This window comes from [Clostridium] saccharolyticum WM1 (genome assembly GCF_000144625.1).
Classification (GTDB): Bacteria; Bacillota; Clostridia; order Lachnospirales; family Lachnospiraceae; genus Lacrimispora; species Lacrimispora saccharolytica.
This window is the reverse complement of sequence record NC_014376.1, coordinates 1,575,641-1,595,760: the sequence shown is the minus strand read 5'-3', so window position 1 is coordinate 1,595,760 and position 20,120 is coordinate 1,575,641. Positions and strand designations below refer to the sequence as shown.

Genomic DNA, 20,120 nt, shown 5'->3' with positions numbered 1-20,120 from the left:
TCCTTTTATCATTAATTAAATACTAATGTCTTTACGATTACCGGTAAAACAGAACCATCTGCAATGGGCATTCCGATATCGATATAATCTCCATTCCTTACATGAACACTATCAATACATACAAAAGGATAATCTTTTGGAAGATGTGCAGAAAGGCTATGTCCTAATGCCTTTGCCATGTCTTCTTTTACTATAATAACAAGCGGCAATTTCTCCTTAATCAACAGATCCAAACCTTTTATCATTTCTTTTGCCAGGCCCTGAATAAACTGGAAGGAAGGACTATGTGCACCTTCGATCCCTAATCCAATCGTTTGTACTTCTCCATCTACCATAAACCACTTTACTTTTTCTTCAATAATTTTCCCTAAATTCCCACTTTGACTGGTACTTTCATCCTCTTTCGACAACTGTAAGATGGGGATATTCTTAAGTGGAAGTATCTCCTCTTTATAGGTAATTGTACTCCCGGAAACATCAGTGGTGTGTGATCCTGCTCCTACCACTGTTGCACGAATGGTCTCGACCGTTGGAATCCGCTTAAGGGCAGTCATAAGGAGGGAACCACTTATTTTCTTACCTAACAAAAGTCCAATATCACCATATTCAAACGGATTTTGTAAATTATCTCTCGTAATACCATCTGCCACGCCGCCTGAAAATGAAATACATTTCAACGGAAGCTTTGTGTTCAACGGCTTGTTGGTTATCAACAAGTCAAAATAAGGATTTTTATTTCCTAATCCAATGCTATTTTCCAGTACTTGTACAAATATATCCAAGAGTTTCTCTAATTCCTTAAGATTTATCTTTTCATTTAGGTGAATATCGAAAGCTTCTCTTTTAATAATTTCCTTCACTTTCGGTGAAATATAACGAATGATTTCATTTGTATCTACCTTGATCAAGCGGCCTCCAATATCAAAGCAAGCCGTATCCTCAACATCTCCATTGTTAAATACTACCAGATTTGTTGTCCCGCCTCCAATATCAAAGTTTACCGCCGTTGTGTATTGACTTTCAGAATAAGAATAAGTCCCCGCTCCTTTCCCAGCGATGATACTCTCCAGATCAGGACCAGCCGTTGCCACAACAAAATCTCCGGCAAAACCGCTTAAAGCTTTGGCAACTGCCTGGGCATTCTCCTTTCGAACGGTTTCCCCAGTGATAATGACTGCCCCTGTTTGAATATCTGCTTTTGTAATCCCTGCTTTTTTGTATTGCTGCTCTACAAATGCTTTTATACCATCAGTATCTATCAGATTGTTTTCTAATATAGGAGTAAAGATAATATCACTTTTAAATATCACCTTTTTGTCCTTAATGGAAACTCTTGGAATTGTAAAAACTGATGCTATATTTTCAATTGAAAGTTCTGATAAAATTAATTGTGTTGTTGATGTTCCTATGTCAATACCAACGCTTAATAAAGTTTCAGTCATCTTATCTACTCCCTTTGTATCTGTTTCCAAATATTGACTTCCATTGCCATGGTAAAGATGATTTTGTATTTATTAAGTGCTAGATAAAGGTACAACCGTAAAATCCAAAAGACTTTCCATGATTTCTAAAATGTTTTCTAAGGCAATTTTAACCGAGGAAACATCCCCGATGATAACCACTGCACCTGAAAATCTGTCAACAAAACCAATTTCAACTTCAGCGGCTTTTGTTGCTATATCGACAACGATAATCGATGCTTCACTGGGTGTTACCGTTAAAATACCGACTGCTTCATTTCCAGATTGTGCGATTCCCAACTTTTGATATAGTTCTGAATCAGGTTTTGCAATAACATGTGCAACGGTGATTTGTTTACCAGGAACATATTCCTGTATAATTCTCTCATTTACATCCAAGTAATCACCTCATTGAATCATAATTTATTTAAATGATTTTCCTAAAACACGAATGATATCCTCTTTTGTTGGAACAATCGGGTTTGTTGCTGTACAACGATCTGCAAGAGCAGCTTCCGCGATTACATTTTTATCTGATTCGAATTGTTCCTTATTCACTCCCCATTCAGAAAGACTCTTTGGAATAGAAAGTGACTTTTCAAGTGCAAGGATTGCATTAACCAAACTTCGTACACCCATTTGTGCGTTTCCTGCATTTAATCCTAAGAATTTCGCTATTTCAGCATAACGTTTGGCTGCAGGAGAAGTATTTTTACGGTAGTCTCCTTCCATAATTCCTGCATTATAACGAATAACATTTGGTAACAGGATGCCATTGATTCTTCCATGGGGAATATGCCAACGTGCTCCTGCTGCATGTGCTATCCCATGGTTTAACCCTAACGAGGCGGTGTTAAAGGCCATTCCAGCCATGGTTGATGCCATATGCATTTTTTCACGTGCCACTTTATCCTTTCCATCTTTATAAGCCCGCTCTAAATAAGTGAAAACACAGCGTATGGCTTTTTCGCTTAAGGCATCAGAGATATCATTGGCACTGGTGGAAACATAAGCTTCTATGGCATGAGTAAGAACATCAATACCCGTATCAGCCGTTTGCTTTGGAGGCAAACCAGCAACAAGGCCAGAATCTAAAATCGCTTCATCTGGCAATATTTGATCTGTAATCAAAGGATACTTTGTTCCCTTTTCCTTGTCCGTGATAATGGAAAAATTCGTGACCTCTGAACCCGTTCCACTCGTTGTAGGAATCGTGACAAATCGTATCCCATGAAACCGATCCGTCAATTTGCCAAAATAGAGCATAGCTTTTGCTGCATCAATCGCAGAGCCGCCGCCGATTGCTAATAAAATAGTAGCAGAAAAATCCTTGCTGGATTCCAGCCCGGCAACAATGTTATCAATTGGGGGATCCGGAATAACTTCAGAAAACACCATGGTTTCATTGCCGCTATCAATATAACTTTTAATATGGGAAAGTAACTCTGATGAAGCAATAAAAGAATCTGTTACTATTAAAATCTTTTCATTTCTGAAATCTGATAATCGTTTCAGGCTTTCGTCACCAACGTACAATGTTGTTCCAAATTGAATCTCTTGCAAAGCATACTCCTCCTTTCTAATAAATAGTTTTATAAATCTTCTTTTTTCAAATCTATATGGAATACCTTCCCGCTTCTTTCATAAAGCACATCTTTAATGCCTTCGTTTGCATTGGCAACACGTGCTACGGAAAAAAAGTAATCGGATAAGCGGTTTATAAATATCAAAACTTCATCATTCATATCATTCGTCCATTGGAACGTTACGATCTCTCTTTCTGCTCTCCTGGCAACGGTTCTGCAAATATGCAGAATACTTGCTGCCTGTGAACCACCTGGCAAAATAAAAGACTCCACTTCCGGCGGAATATTTACATGGGCATCAATACATGTTTCAATCCACTCTGTTAAAGCAGGTGTAACCCGGTACGTTCCTTTTCCTTTTGGTGTTGCTAAATCATTGCCGCAATCAAATAAACACTGTTGGATCTGCGTTAATTCCTTTTTCAAAGAATCATTGTTTTTTATAAGTGTAATCGCATAACCTACGAAACTATTTAATTCGTCAATCGTACCATAGGCTTTAATACGTTCACTATCTTTTGCTAATTGGATGCCGCCGATTATCCTGGTATATCCTTTGTCACCTGTTCTAGTATAAATTTGCAAATTTATGATTCCTCCTTAGAAAGATAGGCAATCAATTCTGCCACTCCTTTATCTTCTACCGCAGAGAGTCGGAAAATTTTCTCAACACCTGCTAATTTCAATCGTTTCTCCGCATTGATAATTTCTTCTTCGTTTGATGCCAAATCTATCTTTGTAATAATTCCTATACAAGGTTTTGTAAAATTTTGAGCAAAATAGGGGGAAAATGTCTGGCTTTGCTCTGTCACGTTACAAACGAATCCAATAATATCGGAACTGGCAGCCATCATTTGTAACGCGCTATAGAATCTTCTATGCAATACAAACTCACCCGGTGTGTCAATCATCTGAGAATAGAATTCAACGGATTGTGTTTTTTTATATTTAATGATCTCACCTTGAATCCTTTGGCAAAGGGTGGTTTTCCCACTTCCAACGGATCCAATTAACATGATTTTCATCATTTTCTATACCTGCCTGTTATGTTCTTGTTATCTTGGGGACAGAAAACTGCATAAATTCACTTAAATAAAGAACAACCTGTTCGACGGCAGATTGTACAGCTGCTACATCCCCCAGAATAAATACAGACCCACTGAACCGATCAACAAATCCTATTTTAACAGGTGCAGTCTTTTTAGCTATATCTACAGCGATGATTGCAACCTCCGGCGGGGTTATGGTTAAAATACCGATTGCATGATACTTTTCTTCATTCAAGCCTAATTTCTCAAAGATCCGTTCATCTGGATTTGCTATAATATGTGCTAATGTCACTTGTTTGCCTGGTACCGATTCAAATATTTTTCTTTCTAATACATTCATATAGCTCCTCATTTTACAACACACATTATATTCTTTGCTTTACAATGGCATAGTATGTACTTGATAAACAAAATCTAATCTCTTAGAATTTGTTTATTTTTACATTACAAGTAGAAAGCGCCTTCTGATTTCCTATGAAATCAAAAGGCGCTGAATGAAATTATTCTATTTTCGGACTGTTTCACCAATTATAGTTCTCTGGCAAGCTCGTATGAATTCCAGATGGAATACATGATATTATGGACCTTCTGGGAATCCCCAATATTGTGGACAGGTATATCCAAGTCCTTCAGTTCATCATACAGTGCATGATTTTCGCGATAGCCGATGGCTGAAATAACTGTATCTGCCGGAAATGAACGTTCTCCTTCCGGAGTTTTAGCAGTCACCTTGCCTCCCTCTATACTCTTCACCGTACTGCTTGTATGGATATCCACCTTATGGAATGCCAGCAAATCCACAAGCATATCATGATTCATATGCGGAAGCGCACCGTGACCGCCCAGAATGTCTTTCAGCATTTCGATGACTGTAACCTTGGAACCATTCTGTGCTAGCCATAGAGCTGTTTCACATCCAACCAGGCCACCGCCGATCACAACGACATTTTTTCCAGCCTCTGCTTTTCCAAGAAGGATATCATCTGCAGTAGCCGCAAAAGCCTCCGATCCAAACTTGCTTTGAATCGGCTTCGAACCAGTTGCCGTAATGATTTCATCCGGCTTGAAATCGGAGATATTTTCTGCAGTAATCTCACAGTTCATCCTGACTTCCACATTCAGAAGCTCAAGCTGTCTCTGATACCACTTGACCAGGGCTCTGTCATAGCGTTTGAAATGAGGAACACTTCCCGGAATCAAATTTCCTCCAAGGCTGCCGCTCTTTTCACACAGGGTAACGCAGTGTCCCCTTTCAGCCAGCACTCTTGCTGCTTCCATTCCTGCTATTCCGCCTCCAATCACAAGTACATGCTTCTTCTTATTGGCCGGTACGAGTCCGTAAATTTTTTCTCTGCCGCAGGCCGGATTCACGGCACAGCTTACAGGGGCGTTTGAAATTCTGCCCAGGCAGCCTTCATGGCATCCGAGGCACGGTCTGATTTCATCAAGCCTTCCAGTTCTCACCTTTTCCGGATAATACGGATCGGTCAAAAGCTGTCTTCCAAGTCCGATGATGTCGCAGGAATCGCCGAGGGCTTCGATTGCCATCTCCGGATTTTCCATTCTTCCGGCCAGAATAACGGGGACATCTACGTTCTGCTTTACAAGTCTGCCGAATTCCCGGTACATTCCATCTTCAAAATACATCGGCGGATGATTCCAATACCAGGAATCGTAGGTTCCTGCATCCACGTTTAATGCGTCATAGCCTGCTGCCTCCAGAATTTTAGCAGCTTCGATCCCTTCTTCGATATCCTTTCCAGCTTCTTCATAATCTTCGCCCGGCAGCCCGCCGCGGCGGATTCCCTTCATACAGCTTTTCAGGCTGTAGCGAAGGCTGACCGGGAAGTCAGGCCCGCAGGCAGCTTTGATCCCTTTTACAATGTCCGTTGCTACCCTCAGCCGGTTTTCCAACGAGCCCCCATATTCGTCCGTTCTGCGGTTGAAAAGGGCGATGGCAAACTGGTCCAGGAGATATCCTTCATGAACCGCATGAATCTCTACGCCGTCAAAGCCAGCTTTTTTCGCAACCACTGCGGACATGACAAATTTCTGAATCATGTTCTTGATTTCTTCTATGGTCATTTCCCGGTGCCTGATGCGGGGATCAAACCTGTTTTCATTCTCCGACGGAGCGATAAACTTGGTAGCAAATCCGGGCAGTGCGCTTCTCCCAAGACCTCCGGTGAGCTGAAGAAAAATCTTTGTGCCGTATGCATGGATTCTTTCATTCATCTGATATGCTTCATGAATAAAAGCCAGAGGATTCTGAGTCGGACATGGGAGGCCCGGTCTGACCAGACCTTCAATATCCAGATCCACACTGCAGATACCGGTAATAATCAATCCGATTCCCCCCTTAGCCCGTTCCACATAATATTCCTGCAGCCTTTGGTTCATAGCTCCCAGTGCATCAGCATATCCGACAGGCCCCATTGGCGCCATGGACAATTTGTTTTTTATTTGTAATTTCCCGATGTATGCAGGCTCAAAAAGCTCTTTGAATTTTGTACTCATGTGTTTCCTCCATTTCTTTCCATTAAAATAATGTTACAGTGCCATCTTCCGCAACTTCCACCGTCTGCCCCTCCTGAACCGACTCCAGGAAGCGCTCCCCCAGCCCATCAACCGTAACGATCTTTGTGTTTTCCCAAATATCCGCCAGCAGAACACCTGAGATCGCCAGGGACTCGGCTGTTGCTAAAAACAGCATAGCTTTCGGCTGAATCCCCATCGCTGCAACGGTCTGAATCAGCATCCCTGCCGTAGTGGAACCGATCACCTGAGGAATGCAAAGGATGGCTCCGGTAAGATCCTTCTGAAACAGGTCCGGATTGTTCTGGTCCGTACACAGGGTCTGTTTCCCGTTTGATACCAGCGCCCCCATATAGGAAGAAAGCACATTGAATCCCTTTTTTGACACCATAGCGTTTCCCTTAACCTGTCCTGGTATGACTGCTCTTCCCTGAAATTTATCCATTGCTAAAAACCTCCCTTTACCACAAGATTTACAAGCTCCAGGTCGTCTACGTACCGTGCTGAGGAATAAGTTCTCAGTTTATTGGAATTTGTAATAATCGGTTTTTTTGCACAAAGCGGATTTGACATATACATCAACGGACAGATGTGAGACACCTTCACTCCTGTTTTCAGAAGCCGGTCATAATACTCTGTCCCTTTAAATCGTTCGATAACATCCGGTGCACTGGTTATGATGGTATCCACTAAGATTTTGTCCTGTCCCCTCTCCTTCAGGGCCTGTTCAAAGATTTCGGTCCATTCTGTCAGCTGGTTGAAGGATGCATGGGGACATCCGATAAATGCCCTGTCTGGTTTCGCATTTCTATCTGCCCAAAGGACCGGATAGGAGTTTACCACTCTCTGAAGCTCCGCATCATCGATAACATAAACGGACGCATTCTCCCTGATCAGTTCTTCTCCGTATCTCTTCGCCTCCGGTGTCAGGTTTTCCGCATGGTAAAGCCCTACCGCACCGTTTGATGCCGTTGCGGCTCCCATATCCTTTAAGTAGTCCTTTACCGCCGGAGTTAGTTCCGTCCCGAGAAACTGATCCAAGCCTTTTATGTATGGTACCTTTTCCACTACCTTCATTCCGATGGCGCTTCCCAGAATCTGGGGACGAGGAATGTTCGTTGTTTTCAGTTCTATGATCCAGTCAGCATACCTTCCTTCCTCGGTCAGGAAACCGAATTTCGGCGTCTTTCCGATAATCCCGCTGAAGAACTCCATAACACCAGAGGTCCTGTTTGTCCGGGCTCCCAATACAGAGTTGGCATAAACCACCGCCGAGGATTCCGCCCAGGCCAGATTGTCTCCGAACTTTGGAGTGTTGCCCACCTCATCAAAATAACAGGCGCAGGTATAGGCATTTTCATCCTTCATTCCCAGCTTTACCAGCATGCTCTCGTATTCCTTCTGGGTGCCGTATAACAGTTGATACATCTCCTTCTCCTGCTGGCTGGCCGGTACATTCTCGTAATCAAGAGGCTGCGGATCCGCCGTAAAAGGCAGCTTGGTCCTGATTCCGGCATCAATCATCTCTTTCATAATTCTTGACAGAGGCTTTAAGGCCGGCATTCCAAAGGAACACACAAGATGCACAGGTCCATCCAAAGGTACCAGGCATTCCGCGTCATACATTTCTCCGTACCTTACAAGGGTTTCCATTGTTTTCTGCAGTATATCTCCGTATTTGCCATTGAGTATATCCTGCTCTTCGTTTGTTAACTTCATAATCTTCTCCTTTCATTTATTTTTCCAACGAACATTTTTAACCGAACGTTGTTATGTCAATATTATCATTTTGTTATTCTTTTGTCAATTAGGTCCAATGAGTTTCCCTTGCAAATTTTTTTAAAAAAGATTATGATTAGAGAAACTGTATTTAATTGGAGCAAACTCATTTATGGCTAGAAAGAAAAGAGACGAGCAGGCCGCCCAGACAAAAAATAACATCATACGGGTCGCTTTAAATTTAATTCAAAAAAAAGGGTACCACAACATGAGCATCCGGCAGCTATGCCAGGAAGCCGGGATCTCCACGGGAGCGTTTTACCATCATTTTAGTTCCAAGGAAGAGATGATCAACAAGGGCTTTGCCCTGTACGACGATGCTTTGGATCTACTGCTGCAGCATTATGAATTCCGCAATCCCGTAGAAGACATAAAATTTATATTACTGCACCAGACAAAATTTGTTATGGAAGAGTCAGCCAACTTAACAAAAGAGCTGTATATCGCTCAGTTGTCAACGGATGTGAAATATTCCGTTAAGCCCGTAAGAAAATACTATCAGACAGTAGAAGAACTGGCGGGAAAAGCGTTAGAAAAAAAGATGATTCATACCGATATGACGGTGCAAGAGCTTACAGCGTTTCTGATCCGAATCAACCGGGGGGTGATTATTGACTGGTGTCTCAACGATTATTCCTACGATCTGATGAAACAGGCAGAAAAGGATCTGATATTCGTTCTGGACAAGCTGACGGCTCCTTGATCCATTTAACACGTCCATCCAAAAATTCCGGACTCTTTTTATTCGCTTCAGCGGGAAAAACCCCTTTGTGTGTATGTCTCATTGACAAAATTCACTTTCACATCTATACTTCTGGTGTAGGAGGTGTTGGAATGGAAAAACTTATCTATGCCAGAAGCATTGAAAACAATCGATATTCCATCTCTGTATTTGTTAAATAAATTTCTATCAAAGGATAACTTTATATTATAAAATATAGAGTGGTAGAAATTATTTTATCCCAATACAGAAAGGTCGATCATAAAATGCAGAATCATGTAGTTCGTAGATTAAATTCATCAAAAGTAAGTAAAGCAGTAGGTAATTATACTCACATAACAAAAATAGAACCTAATGCAACTTTTTACACATTTTCCGGTCAAGTTGGAGCAGATTTGGACGGTAATTTTCCTGAAGAATTCAATCAGCAAGTAGACAATACATTTATAAATATATCAAATCTATTAAAGAGCATCGATTTAATTCCGGATAATGTTATTAAGGTTAATATATGGTCAACGGAACAAATTGACTGGGATTATTTTGATCAAGTATATGAGGATTTTTTTGGTAAGCCTTACCCTTCCATGACTGTTGCCTATGTAAATGCCTTAGGGTTAGAAGAGATAAAACTAGAAATTGAACTATGGGCAGCTAAATAATTGATTCAGCCTTCACAACAAAAGCGGAAGAAAACCTATTCGGTTTCACTTCCGCTTTACTTAACTCCTCTGGCAACTTCCAGCACCTGCCGGAATATTTCCGTCTCATCCGACGGATATTTTAGCAGTCATTCCGCTTACGCTCCAAAAACTGCACGATAATCCGCCTGGAATTTTTCAATCCCCTGCTCGGTCAGCGGATGCTTCGTCATCTGCTCCAATACACCGTAGGGAACCGTGGCAATATCCGCCCCTGCAAGCGCACAGTCAATCACATGAATCGGGTTCCGCACACTGGCAGCAATGATCTCCGTCTCAATTCCTGAGATCCGGAAAATATCTGCAATTGTCCTGATTAGGTCCATACCTGGCTGGGAAATATCATCGAGACGCCCCAGAAATGGTGATACATAAGTCGCACCTGCACGTGCTGCAAGCAGCGCCTGGTTTGCGCTGAAAACCAAAGTCACATTGGTTTTGATTCCCTCGGCAGTCAAAACCTTCACCGCTTTTAAGCCTTCGACTGTCATCGGAATTTTAACCACCATGTTCGGATGGATTGCCGCAATCTCACGCCCCTCTTTCATCATTCCCAAGGCATCTGTGGTCGTAGCTTTCACTTCCCCGCTGATTGGTCCATCTACAATCGAAGTAATCTCCCGGATTACTTCCACAAAATCCCTGCCTTCCTTGGCAATCAGTGACGGGTTCGTTGTTACCCCGCAGATAATTCCCATATCATTTGCCTTTTTGATATCCTCTACCTTCGCTGTGTCGACAAAAAATTTCATTTTCTTTCCCCTTTCATTCATCTTAATCTTATTTTCATTTTATGTATTAATTCATTTAATTAATATATCTTATTAAACAATACCATTTTTTGCAAAAATGTCAATAGGATATTTGCTTTTTGATATTTTTTCTTTTGAACCGGCAAACAAAAAACAGCACCAAAGTCATCCTGCCCGTAAATATTCCATGACTTTCATGCTGCTTTCGCATATTCCAATATTCAGTTCTTTATAAACTGTCCAGGGCAGTCAAAGACCCTGTCAATCGCCACAATAGCCGCACCTGTCAGAATGGGGTCTCCCTGGTACTCACTGATGGAAAGCGTAAGCTCCTCCCATACATCCGGCAAAATCCCTTTTTGCACCGTTTCCCGCACGGTCTGCTCCATTAATTCCGGATTCGGACGTGCCATATCATCACCGATAATAATCCGGTCCGGGTTAATTACATTGATAATGTTTATGATTCCAACGCCAAGGCTCTCACAGGCTCTGCGGTAATGCTCGGTACCGATAGTATCCCCGCTTTTGATCCGCTGTTCCAAATCCTCGAATTTACAGCCATCCATACCGGCACGCTCTCCATACACTGTCTTTACAAGTTCCAGCGAGGAAGCGTAACGCTCCAGACAGCCTCTGTTTCCGCAGGCACAAGGTTTCCCGTTTCTGTCAATCGTCATATGTCCAATCTCTCCCGATGTTCCCAGCGCCCCTTCGTAGATTTTGCCATTCATCACGATTCCTGCTCCAATCCCCTGACCGGCAGCAATGTAAACCAGGATGTCATCATGATAGGCCTCCTTCAATTCCCACATATGAGCATAAGCTCCGGCATTTGCGTTGTGTTCCAGGAACACCGGGATATCCAGTTCCCGGTTAAAAAATGCTTTCAACTCAATATCTTTCCATATATCCGCACCCGTAATCAATGCGATACGGCTTTTTTTTGCGATAAACGGTCCCGGCACTGCAAGCCCTGCAGCCAGTACAGAGTCCTTTCCATACTGCTGAATCATCAGGCGCATCCGCCCTACAATCTGATTTAAGATTTCTTCCGCACCAGGCTGCTTTTCCAGCTCAAAATCCACCCGCTCTTTCACAATCTGTTTACCTGTCAAATCAAATAGTCCCACACTGTAATGCTTTCTCGCAAGCCGCACGCCCATCACCCGATAGCCGTCAGGATTGATGGACAATCCAATCGACCGGCGGCCTTTGCTGCCATTTAAGAAACCAATCTCCTTTACGATTCCCCAGTTTAAGAAATCTTTCATGATGTTGGTCACAGTCGCCTGTTTGAGTCCCGTAAGTGCCGCCAGATGCGCTCTGGAGCATACGCCTTCTCTTCTTAAACTTTTCAAAAGGAGAGACCGATTCATCTCCTGTGTCACATCCTGGTTAATTCCCCGGTTCTGATTCATTCCGTTATCCTCGCCGCTCTATAATATGCATCAGATATAGCTTCCGTCAGCATTTCCTATTATATCATGTTTATTTAACATAGGTCAAATACGTCGTTCCTTCTTTATGCAAATCTTTTATTCATCTTCTATTATATCCCTTTTTTCCTATCAAGCAAAATAACCCGGCAAAAAGCCGGGCTATGCTTGTAACTCCCCAAGGTTCATAATCACTTAAAATTTTCCCTAATTTCCAATTATGTAATCTGCCTTTGATTGATCCTGCAAATAGCCTTGATTCTGAATCGCCGCAACGACAGCACCTGCTCGTTTCCCCACAGTAAATCCGTAATGCATACCGTTACCATCCTTTCGTGGAGAAGAGGATGCCAGCCCTCCCATTTTTAATATTCAAACTGACGGTAGTAACGCCTGAATTCCAGACTGTGTCCCGTGTTCAGTTCATAATGGACCGCAAGTCTTTCCGTAAGGATGGCAGTTATGATCATGGGCGTTACAATCAGCCGGAACTCGTCATCAATATCTGTCAAATGAAATTCCTTGGTATCAAAGACTTCAAGCTTATCTGTAAATTTCCTGGCAAACCGCTCTACCCGTTCATCAAGCGGGCGGTATTCATCTTCTCCCATGACCAGGAAAACCGGCACATCCTTTTCCACCAATTCCAGAGGACCGTGAAAGAAGTCGGCGGAAGTTACGGCTTTCGTGCGTACCCACTGCATCTCTTCCAGAATGCACATTGTAAATAGGTAGGTTTCCCCCCATAACAGACCAGAGCCCACAAACATGGTATAGGGTTCCTTTGCATATTTTTTTGCAATTTCTGCAGCTCTCGGTTCAAATTCCTCACGAATTCTAATTAAATTGGTATATAAGTGCTGCATTTGATCCGCCCACCTTTTATAGGAATCAAAATATCCCATATTGTGATACAGGCGCAATGCCAGCATAAAGTACATCAAGTAGGAATGTTCACAGTCGCCACACGGGTTATAGATTGCTTTCGTTAATAATTTAGCCAAAGGTGTTGTTTCATCTCTTGTAAATCCATATACACGGATCCCTTCGGCCATACATAGCTTTACTGCTTCCAGGATTTCTTTCGTGTTTCCTGATGCCGAGGAAGTGATGACCAGCGAGTCCTTAGATAAGTAATTCATGTTCTTTTTTACCAGGAACTCGGCGGCATTTTCCAGATAGATGGGGAAATCACTTAAATGTCTGCAGTATTCTACGATGGCATACCATTCCGCCCAGGTTCCTCCAATACCAAGTATAACAATATTCCTGAACTTTTTTTCCGTCAGGCTGTCTGCCAGGTTTTCAATATCTTCCCGTTTTGAATATGTTTTTTTCCCGTCTTCCAAATACTTTTCCAGCTTAAAATTTCGTAACATAATTTCTTACCTCTCTTTTTTCATATTTTATACACCTAAGAACCCGAAATAAGCCCCTATTATTCCAAATACCAGCAATGACAGCATGATAACAAGCGGATTCATCTTCTTTTTAAGCAGCTTATATGTAATTCCAAATAACATGAAAGTGGCCGCTCCAGGAAAAATCCCATCCAGCAAAGATTGCAAGGTAGATATGGATTCTCCGATACCGATTTCAGAGATGAAATTGATATGAACCATCTCCATGGTCATGGCTCCAACCACCATCATTCCCATAATGGAGGCATACTGCACTATTTTATTCATTAACCCGGATTCCTCAATTTTAGAGATAATATCCGAACCAAAACGATATCCAAGAAATGTGCACATATAACGAATCAAGTAATGGGGGATATTAAAAGCCAGGAAAAACAGTATTGGCCCAAGAATATTCCCCTGCAACGCCAGGGTGGTCCCAATTCCTGTGGCCAGGATCCGAAGAGTCCCCCAATAAAAGGCATCTCCCAATCCGGAAAAGGGGCCCATCAGCGCCAGTTTCACATTTGCGATTGATGTAGTGTCAAATTCTTTGCTTTCCGCATTTGCTTCTTCCATCGCTGCTGCGATACCCAAGGGGAGCGTAACAATATATGGAGTGATATTATAAAGCTCCATATGGCGCTTCATGGCATCCGACAGATCTTTTTTATCGGGATACAGTTTTTGCAGAACGGGCAGTAGCGCGAAGGTAAAACCCACATTTCCCAAGCGCTCATAGTTCCATGAATGCTCGTAAGGAATGCTCCTCCAGAAAATTTTTATCAGATCTTTTTTATCCAGCCTTTTCGTAAATTCAGGATATAAATTAAAATTCATCGAATCCATCTCCTTTTATGGGATTGCTGCATGCGGCTGCCGAAGTTTTTACCTCCTGGGTATTCTGATGCAGCAGCATGACGGATACTAAAATGATTGCAAAAATTGCCGCTCCTGTGGTTGTAATACCTCCGTACGCCACAAGGAAAAATCCAAGGAAAAAAAACGGGGCAACCTTTTTATTCATGATCATCTGCGCCAGCATAGCAAAGCCCAGTGCCGGAAGCAATCCTGCGGCAATTTCCATTCCCGTCTGTATGAAAGAAGGTATATTACCCAATAAATGCGTCACCGCATCGGAACCAAAATAGAATGCAATGGGTACGAAAATAATCCCACACCAGTTCTGCATATACCCGGCAATCAACATATTCCTTTTAAAGGCCTTTAAATTACCGGTTTCAACATTTTTATCACACTGGTGAATGAGCATCAGCATGACAGGCTGTCCGAATCCGGTGTTCATGGCCAGCATTATAGTAGCCACAGGTATTCCCAGGGTTAATGCAGCGGAAGCTCCTGCCCCCGACTGAATAGCCAGAGAAACTCCCAGCACTGTTCCTGAAATAAGATCCGGAGGATTGTAGGCACCCACTGAAACCGCCCCCACCAATGCAAGCTCAAGCATGGCTCCCATAATAATTCCACTCTGTAAATCCCCCATAATAAGCCCTACCAAGGGACCCAGAACTATGGGCCTCTGTATAAAGCTTGTCCCGGTTAACCATTCCGAATAACCGAGTAATGTAATTAATGCGATCCCCACTGTTTTTAGAAACATATTACCGCCTCCTAGTCTAGAATTGTCTGGCAATTAATTTTCTTTTCTGTTGGCACCATCTGAATGTACAGATCATAACCGTCCTTTCGCATTTCTTTTAACCGTTCTTCCTCCTCTCTATCTAAAAAAACACTTTTACTCACCTGCCTTTTGCCTTCCGCAAAAGGTATGTTGCCTAGATTAATGGATTTCATTTTAACTGCTTTTGCAATCTCGGCTGCCAGTTCAATGGTTTCGCAAATAATAAATAACTGATACTTATCTGCCACACCGCTTTGTAAGGCACTGACTGCGTCTTCTGAATTTTTTACGACTACCTTTACCCCTTCCGGCTTTGCCAGTTTCAACGTCTGCATGCGCAGAGGATCATCCCTGATCGTGTTACTGACCAGAAGCAGACAATCCGCTCCCAGCATGGAAGTCCAGGAAAAAGCTACCTGTCCATGCAATAACCGGTAATCCACACGAATCATTTTTATCATTTCGTATCCCTCCTAAAATTGATCAAATTCCAACTCCTGCCCGCCATTGTCCACGAAAGCATTGCAATAGATAATTGCATCTCTGGCCCCCTGTATACTCTTTTGGATCAGCTCAGCGGTGGAACCGTTTTCTCCATCCGCCAGTAACTGAATGACCAGAGCTAAATTCACCCCTGCAATGATATGTACATTATCAGAAGGCAAAATACCCATGGATTCATTATTGACGCTGCCGCCAAATAAGTCCGTTAAAATAATCACTTCCCCCTCTTTTATCAGTTTTTCAACAAGGTCCTTCAGCTTTTGTTGAAAGTCCATACACACCGGCGTATAAGCTGCCAGAGCATGAAGCCCTTCCTGTTTTCCCAATACAAACTCAGCGGTATGTACAATTCCGTTTGCCATTTCCCCATGGGTCGCAACGATCAAATGCCTCATTTTTCAACCTCTCTTTCTTTATGACCGGTCTCTTTCCTCTAGGTCCTGCAGTATTTTGACATAGTTCTCTGTCTTGCATGAGACCAACTTCTCAAATTCCCGAAAATACGGGTGGGAATGACATGTGTCTAAGGCTTGCATTAATTCCGCCGAAAGATATTGAAAAACCACTGTGCTTAACAGCGGAGTCAGCCCTTCTTCCTTGACAAGAGGAAGCTTTATGCACCGTTCATCAGGGACATCTTCCCTGCTGGTGATGAAGTACGCCTTACCGGTTACCTTTCCGGCCGCCTGAAATATATGATAGATCCGGTCATCGGGCACTGGATCATCGATGAAATACACCGTGTAATTTGGTGCCAGCTGCATATCCGGCCCGTGTAGGAATTCTTCCGTTTCATAGACGGCAACAGGTATTTTTAATGTCTCCTGGAATTTTAAGGCCCCTTCTAAGGCCGCCCCCTTATTAGGACCATTTCCGCAGATAAGGGTGGGGCCTGTATCCGATAAGTTCAGTCTGTATTTATCAAAAAATGCGGAAACTGCTTCCACCGCCCGGCAGTGCTTTGCTATTGCATGATAAAAATTATCCAGGCTTTCCCTTTTTTCTTCCATGGTCAGTTTACCCTTTCTGTATCCCGCTTCCAGGGCAAACAGCATCAGGAATTCCATCAATGTCACAACTCCCATGGTTACGAAATCCACAGTTTCGATTCCCACACCATAATCAATGATCAGATCCCCATAATTTTTAATATTGCTTTCCATATTTCCGGTTAAGACAATCCGGTACTTTCCCTTTTCTCCCATGTACTTTAACGCTTCGATGCAATTCGTGGAACATCCGCTTTGGGAAATGACGATCTCAAACATATTCTTCAGCGGCAAGTCATCAAAATGTACATATCCATGGGGAGTGATCACATGTACCACCTCACCTAATTTATTCTGCATATAATATCTGGCAGCTGCAGCACTATTGTAGGAAGAACCAGATGCAACTATTTTTATACCACATTTTCCACTGTTAATATACTCCCTGCACAGTTGTTCCACGATGTCCTCGCGTTGTTCAAAATTATCCGTCAATCTGTATGATGACAGTTTAATATAGTCAATCATTGATTTTTTCATTGAGCCCCTCTTTTCCGGAATCCTCACATCAATCCCATTTTCTTTTTGACTTCCTCGCTGCTTATAACTGGTTTCTTTTGTAATCCTATTTTCAATTTTAATATACCACTTTTAAAAGAATTGTACAAGTGTTTTTTTACAGGAAAACTATTTTCTTTTATTGCTGCCGCATATATCCGGTTCACCGGCATCGGCTTCCAAAGCCTGATACCTTCACCGGACAGCCAATGTCGTGTCAAAAAAAGACTATCGTTATAAAAATAACGATAGTCTTTTCCATTCTCTTATTCATTTATTAAAACCGGATCAATGGAACCTTAATTCTCATCTGCATTGACCACCATATACTGAAAATCAATATTTTCGGGATTCATATAGCTTTCCGTAAATTCTACAATATTATAGCTGATGTCTGCGCCAATGTATTCCATTAGAAAAATAGCGCTTCCCTCCTTCACACCAAGTAAATTCGCTTCCTTTTCCGCTGCCTCCACGACGATTAAATTTTGAACAAAATGCCGCGGCGTATGGCTTCGGGCTTCCATGTAATCATAAAGAGAAACGTTTTTAAAATCAATCTCATCCATATCCTGAAAAAATTTCTTTGGTACATAAGTATATTCAACAGCAATCGCTTTATCACCCGTCTGCCTGACCCGGTGAAGTCCATAGACAGGTTCATCAAAGGCCAGACCCAATTTCGCACATATAAACCGTCCGGCCTCAACATCTCCTTTTCCAAGCACATGGTTGGTAACGGTCATTCCCACGTCCTTTAACATGGCTGTGATTCCTGCATTTATCATTTCATTCACAAATCCCATATTGACTTTTACTCTTTCGCTCTTTGCCACATAGGTTCCGCTTCCCTGAATCCGGTATAAGTACCCTTTTTCCACTAGTGCATGAATGGTCCTTTTTACTGTCATCCGATTAACACCGTACAATTCCGCCATTTTTCTTTCACTGGGTATCAATTCTCCCGGTAAATACTCTTTATCCTCTATTTTCTTAATGATCATATCCTGTAATTGAATATACAATGGCATCCTGTAATCAATCAATAAATCCACCTATCTTTCCATTTATAATGGGATTAATCTGCTTAAATGAAGTCCAGTCTTTATTCTTTATGGAATAAAGATATTGTATTAACTCCCCGTTTTTATCATATGTCATGCTTTTTTTCTTAACTAAGGGCGCCAGTCTGGAAACATTTAAAATATCCGCTTCTCTTTCATTTGCATTTACAATGGACACTCTCTGAAGATCTTTAAAAGGTACGGTACCATACTGCTTTTTTAAAATTTCAAATAAAGAACAATGTTCCAAATCATAATCCATTAATTCCGGCGCCAAGTCCATGGGAATATATGCTTCATCCAGCGAAACAGGGATCCTTTCCAAATCATCAAGGATATACCGTACCCTTGCTATTTTAAACATTTTTCTTCCAATGGGCAATTTAATTATTTTCGATAATTTCTTGTCTGTCTCCACGATTTCCAGGGACAGCAACTTGTTTTCTATATCCTTACCTATATTTTTGGCTTTTTCAGACAGAGACATGATTTCCCTTAAGTCAATGTCTATCCTTTTGGGTCTCACATAATATCCGCTTCTTTGCCTTACTTCTATAATGCTTTCCCGTTCCAGCCTCTGCAGGGCCAGGCGGACCGTCATTCTCTGAACATTATATTTTTCAGCCAGCTTTCGTTCGGATGGCAGCTTCATTCCTTCTTTGGCCTGACTGGCAAAAAGGTCATATTTAATTTCCTTAGCGATAAATTCATCTTTATTCATCAGTTTCATATCCGGACTCCACCTATGCAATTCTTCGATCTATAAATAATAAACTACCTGAGTAATATTCTTGCAGGCACTCTCTTGTTTGTATTATGTTCCATGCTTATCATACCATGAAATGATGGAAGATTAAATATATATTTCCTGATATAAAAGAGAACTCCTTCCCAGTATTCGTAAAAAGCATCTGAAATCCCAAACGACAGGCAGGAAAGCCTAAGCGGTTCCGGTTTTCTCACGATAATTCTTTGATTTCATGCTGATACGAAGAAAGTGCGGTTCCATATCCTGGAAACGCACTTTCTCCGTATTCTTCATTTTTATCCAATGATGCAAAGAGTTAACATCCATTTTTTCAACCATAGGATCTAATCCAGATTTTCCTTCAGCCATTCCACCGATTTTACAATGGATCCATGAGGATCATCCCAGTAAATGGAATCGTTGATTTCCAGATCCACAATTCCTTTATAGTCATAGGCTTCCAGCGTCTGCAGATATTCCTTCAAGGGAAGTTGCCCATCTCCCAGAATATAATGGCACGTATCGGCAAAATGGATGAGTTTAATCTTATCAGTACCCAAAACCTCAAAATAATCCTTCAGCTCTTCCCCTGCCACGGCCATGGCTACTACATCCACACATACGAAGAGTGCCGGGGAACCGACCTCGTCCAGGACACGCTTGACATCCCCCAGATTCAGCACCAGATTGCTTTCATATGGCTGAAGCTGTTCCAGTACCAGCTCAATTCCCTTTTTCTCGGCAATTCCCGCTATCTTTTTGTAAGTATCCACCAACCTGGCAAAAGACTCCTCCCTGGGCAGATCTAAAAGTCCGCAGCCGGAATTCAGAAAAACCTTGTTGGTGCCCATTGCCAGAGCATCATCCATGGCCATACGGAAATAATCCACTGTGCGCTTTCTAACTGCCTCCTGGGGATCTGAAAAGCTGTAGGGATAAGATAAGGTCTCCGGGGTGTAAACCGCCACATCCAATCCCCTCTCATCCATCATTTTCCGGATGGCATCCAGTTTGGCTCCTGCATCTTCCGCAAAGGGATAGTCCAGTCTGCAATAGTGAGGTATTCCACCCCACAGATCCACGTGCTTCAGACCGCATTTTTTCATGGAATCCAGATAATATTCCAGGGAATAATGGACGTATTGAACGCTCATTACCCCGATTTGATCCATGGTAATCTTCGACATTTCCGC

General features: G+C 42.2%; 22 protein-coding genes. 2 read left to right on the top strand and 20 right to left on the bottom strand.

The genetic code is table 11. The features are described from left to right. Positions 1-11: 11 nt before the first annotated feature. The 9 genes from eutA to CLOSA_RS07540 form a co-directional block, all read right to left on the bottom strand. Positions 12-1,472 (bottom strand): ethanolamine ammonia-lyase reactivating factor EutA, encoded by a 1,461-nt coding sequence (gene eutA / locus CLOSA_RS07580; protein WP_330362193.1) that lies wholly within the window; start codon positions 1,470-1,472, stop codon positions 12-14. A gap of 42 nt (positions 1,473-1,514) precedes the next feature. Continuing rightward, positions 1,515-1,859, bottom strand: coding sequence for a BMC domain-containing protein (locus tag CLOSA_RS07575; RefSeq protein ID WP_013272183.1), 345 nt, complete (start codon positions 1,857-1,859; stop codon positions 1,515-1,517). A 24-nt stretch (positions 1,860-1,883) separates the two neighbouring features. Beyond that, on the bottom strand, positions 1,884-3,023 hold the full coding sequence (locus tag CLOSA_RS07570; RefSeq protein ID WP_013272182.1) for a 1-propanol dehydrogenase PduQ: 1,140 nt from the start codon (positions 3,021-3,023) through the stop codon (positions 1,884-1,886). 29 nt (positions 3,024-3,052) lie between these two features. Then, positions 3,053-3,631, bottom strand: coding sequence for a cob(I)yrinic acid a,c-diamide adenosyltransferase (locus tag CLOSA_RS07565; RefSeq protein ID WP_013272181.1), 579 nt, complete (start codon positions 3,629-3,631; stop codon positions 3,053-3,055). A gap of 2 nt (positions 3,632-3,633) precedes the next feature. After that, the gene (locus CLOSA_RS07560; protein ID WP_013272180.1) at positions 3,634-4,074 is read right to left on the bottom strand and encodes a EutP/PduV family microcompartment system protein; all 441 of its coding nucleotides are present in this window, start codon (positions 4,072-4,074) and stop codon (positions 3,634-3,636) included. A gap of 16 nt (positions 4,075-4,090) precedes the next feature. Then, positions 4,091-4,435 (bottom strand): BMC domain-containing protein, encoded by a 345-nt coding sequence (locus CLOSA_RS07555; RefSeq protein WP_013272179.1) that lies wholly within the window; start codon positions 4,433-4,435, stop codon positions 4,091-4,093. A gap of 188 nt (positions 4,436-4,623) precedes the next feature. Beyond that, a complete protein-coding gene (locus CLOSA_RS07550; protein WP_013272178.1) occupies positions 4,624-6,612 on the bottom strand; it encodes an oxidoreductase in 1,989 nt (662 codons plus the stop codon). Positions 6,613-6,634: 22 nt separating this feature from the next. Further along, positions 6,635-7,075 (bottom strand): aconitase X swivel domain-containing protein, encoded by a 441-nt coding sequence (locus CLOSA_RS07545; protein WP_013272177.1) that lies wholly within the window; start codon positions 7,073-7,075, stop codon positions 6,635-6,637. 2 nt (positions 7,076-7,077) lie between these two features. After that, positions 7,078-8,349: an aconitase X gene (locus CLOSA_RS07540; protein ID WP_013272176.1), complete on the bottom strand. Its 1,272-nt coding sequence runs from the start codon at positions 8,347-8,349 to the stop codon at positions 7,078-7,080. A 172-nt stretch (positions 8,350-8,521) separates the two neighbouring features. Between CLOSA_RS07540 and CLOSA_RS07535 the strand changes: the two genes are divergently transcribed. Together CLOSA_RS07535 and CLOSA_RS07530 are read left to right on the top strand one after the other, a co-directional pair. Beyond that, positions 8,522-9,112, top strand: a complete 591-nt coding sequence (locus CLOSA_RS07535; protein ID WP_013272175.1) for a TetR/AcrR family transcriptional regulator — start codon at positions 8,522-8,524, stop codon at positions 9,110-9,112. A gap of 284 nt (positions 9,113-9,396) precedes the next feature. Next, positions 9,397-9,792 carry a RidA family protein gene (locus tag CLOSA_RS07530; RefSeq protein ID WP_013272174.1) on the top strand — a complete coding sequence of 132 codons (396 nt, stop codon included), beginning with the start codon at positions 9,397-9,399 and terminating at the stop codon, positions 9,790-9,792. A 137-nt stretch (positions 9,793-9,929) separates the two neighbouring features. Here CLOSA_RS07530 and fsa read toward each other — a convergent pair whose 3' ends face one another. The 11 genes from fsa to CLOSA_RS07475 form a co-directional block, all read right to left on the bottom strand. Next, positions 9,930-10,583: a fructose-6-phosphate aldolase gene (fsa, locus tag CLOSA_RS07525; protein WP_013272173.1), complete on the bottom strand. Its 654-nt coding sequence runs from the start codon at positions 10,581-10,583 to the stop codon at positions 9,930-9,932. 221 nt (positions 10,584-10,804) lie between these two features. Beyond that, complete coding sequence (locus CLOSA_RS07520; protein ID WP_013272172.1) at positions 10,805-12,004, bottom strand: ROK family protein; 1,200 nt, start codon at positions 12,002-12,004, stop codon at positions 10,805-10,807. A 383-nt stretch (positions 12,005-12,387) separates the two neighbouring features. Further along, on the bottom strand, positions 12,388-13,401 hold the full coding sequence (locus CLOSA_RS07515) for an SIS domain-containing protein (protein ID WP_013272171.1): 1,014 nt from the start codon (positions 13,399-13,401) through the stop codon (positions 12,388-12,390). A gap of 27 nt (positions 13,402-13,428) precedes the next feature. Then, on the bottom strand, positions 13,429-14,262 hold the full coding sequence (locus tag CLOSA_RS07510) for a PTS system mannose/fructose/sorbose family transporter subunit IID (protein ID WP_013272170.1): 834 nt from the start codon (positions 14,260-14,262) through the stop codon (positions 13,429-13,431). After that, positions 14,252-15,043 carry a PTS mannose/fructose/sorbose/N-acetylgalactosamine transporter subunit IIC gene (locus CLOSA_RS07505; RefSeq protein WP_013272169.1) on the bottom strand — a complete coding sequence of 264 codons (792 nt, stop codon included), beginning with the start codon at positions 15,041-15,043 and terminating at the stop codon, positions 14,252-14,254. Before CLOSA_RS07505 ends, CLOSA_RS07510 begins: the two co-directional genes overlap by 11 nt. Before the next feature lie 11 nt (positions 15,044-15,054). Further along, on the bottom strand, positions 15,055-15,525 hold the full coding sequence (locus CLOSA_RS07500) for a PTS sugar transporter subunit IIB (RefSeq protein ID WP_013272168.1): 471 nt from the start codon (positions 15,523-15,525) through the stop codon (positions 15,055-15,057). Positions 15,526-15,537: 12 nt separating this feature from the next. Then, positions 15,538-15,963, bottom strand: coding sequence for a PTS sugar transporter subunit IIA (locus tag CLOSA_RS07495; protein WP_013272167.1), 426 nt, complete (start codon positions 15,961-15,963; stop codon positions 15,538-15,540). Between the two features lie 18 nt (positions 15,964-15,981). Next, on the bottom strand, positions 15,982-17,097 hold the full coding sequence (locus CLOSA_RS07490; RefSeq protein ID WP_013272166.1) for an SIS domain-containing protein: 1,116 nt from the start codon (positions 17,095-17,097) through the stop codon (positions 15,982-15,984). 317 nt (positions 17,098-17,414) lie between these two features. Continuing rightward, positions 17,415-18,170 carry a GntR family transcriptional regulator gene (locus tag CLOSA_RS07485; protein ID WP_242647787.1) on the bottom strand — a complete coding sequence of 252 codons (756 nt, stop codon included), beginning with the start codon at positions 18,168-18,170 and terminating at the stop codon, positions 17,415-17,417. Then, the gene (locus CLOSA_RS07480; RefSeq protein ID WP_013272164.1) at positions 18,154-18,909 is read right to left on the bottom strand and encodes a GntR family transcriptional regulator; all 756 of its coding nucleotides are present in this window, start codon (positions 18,907-18,909) and stop codon (positions 18,154-18,156) included. The genes CLOSA_RS07485 and CLOSA_RS07480 overlap by 17 nt, the downstream gene beginning before the upstream one ends. A 362-nt stretch (positions 18,910-19,271) precedes the next feature. Then, a complete protein-coding gene (locus CLOSA_RS07475; RefSeq protein ID WP_013272163.1) occupies positions 19,272-20,114 on the bottom strand; it encodes a sugar phosphate isomerase/epimerase family protein in 843 nt (280 codons plus the stop codon). Positions 20,115-20,120: the final 6 nt, after the last annotated feature.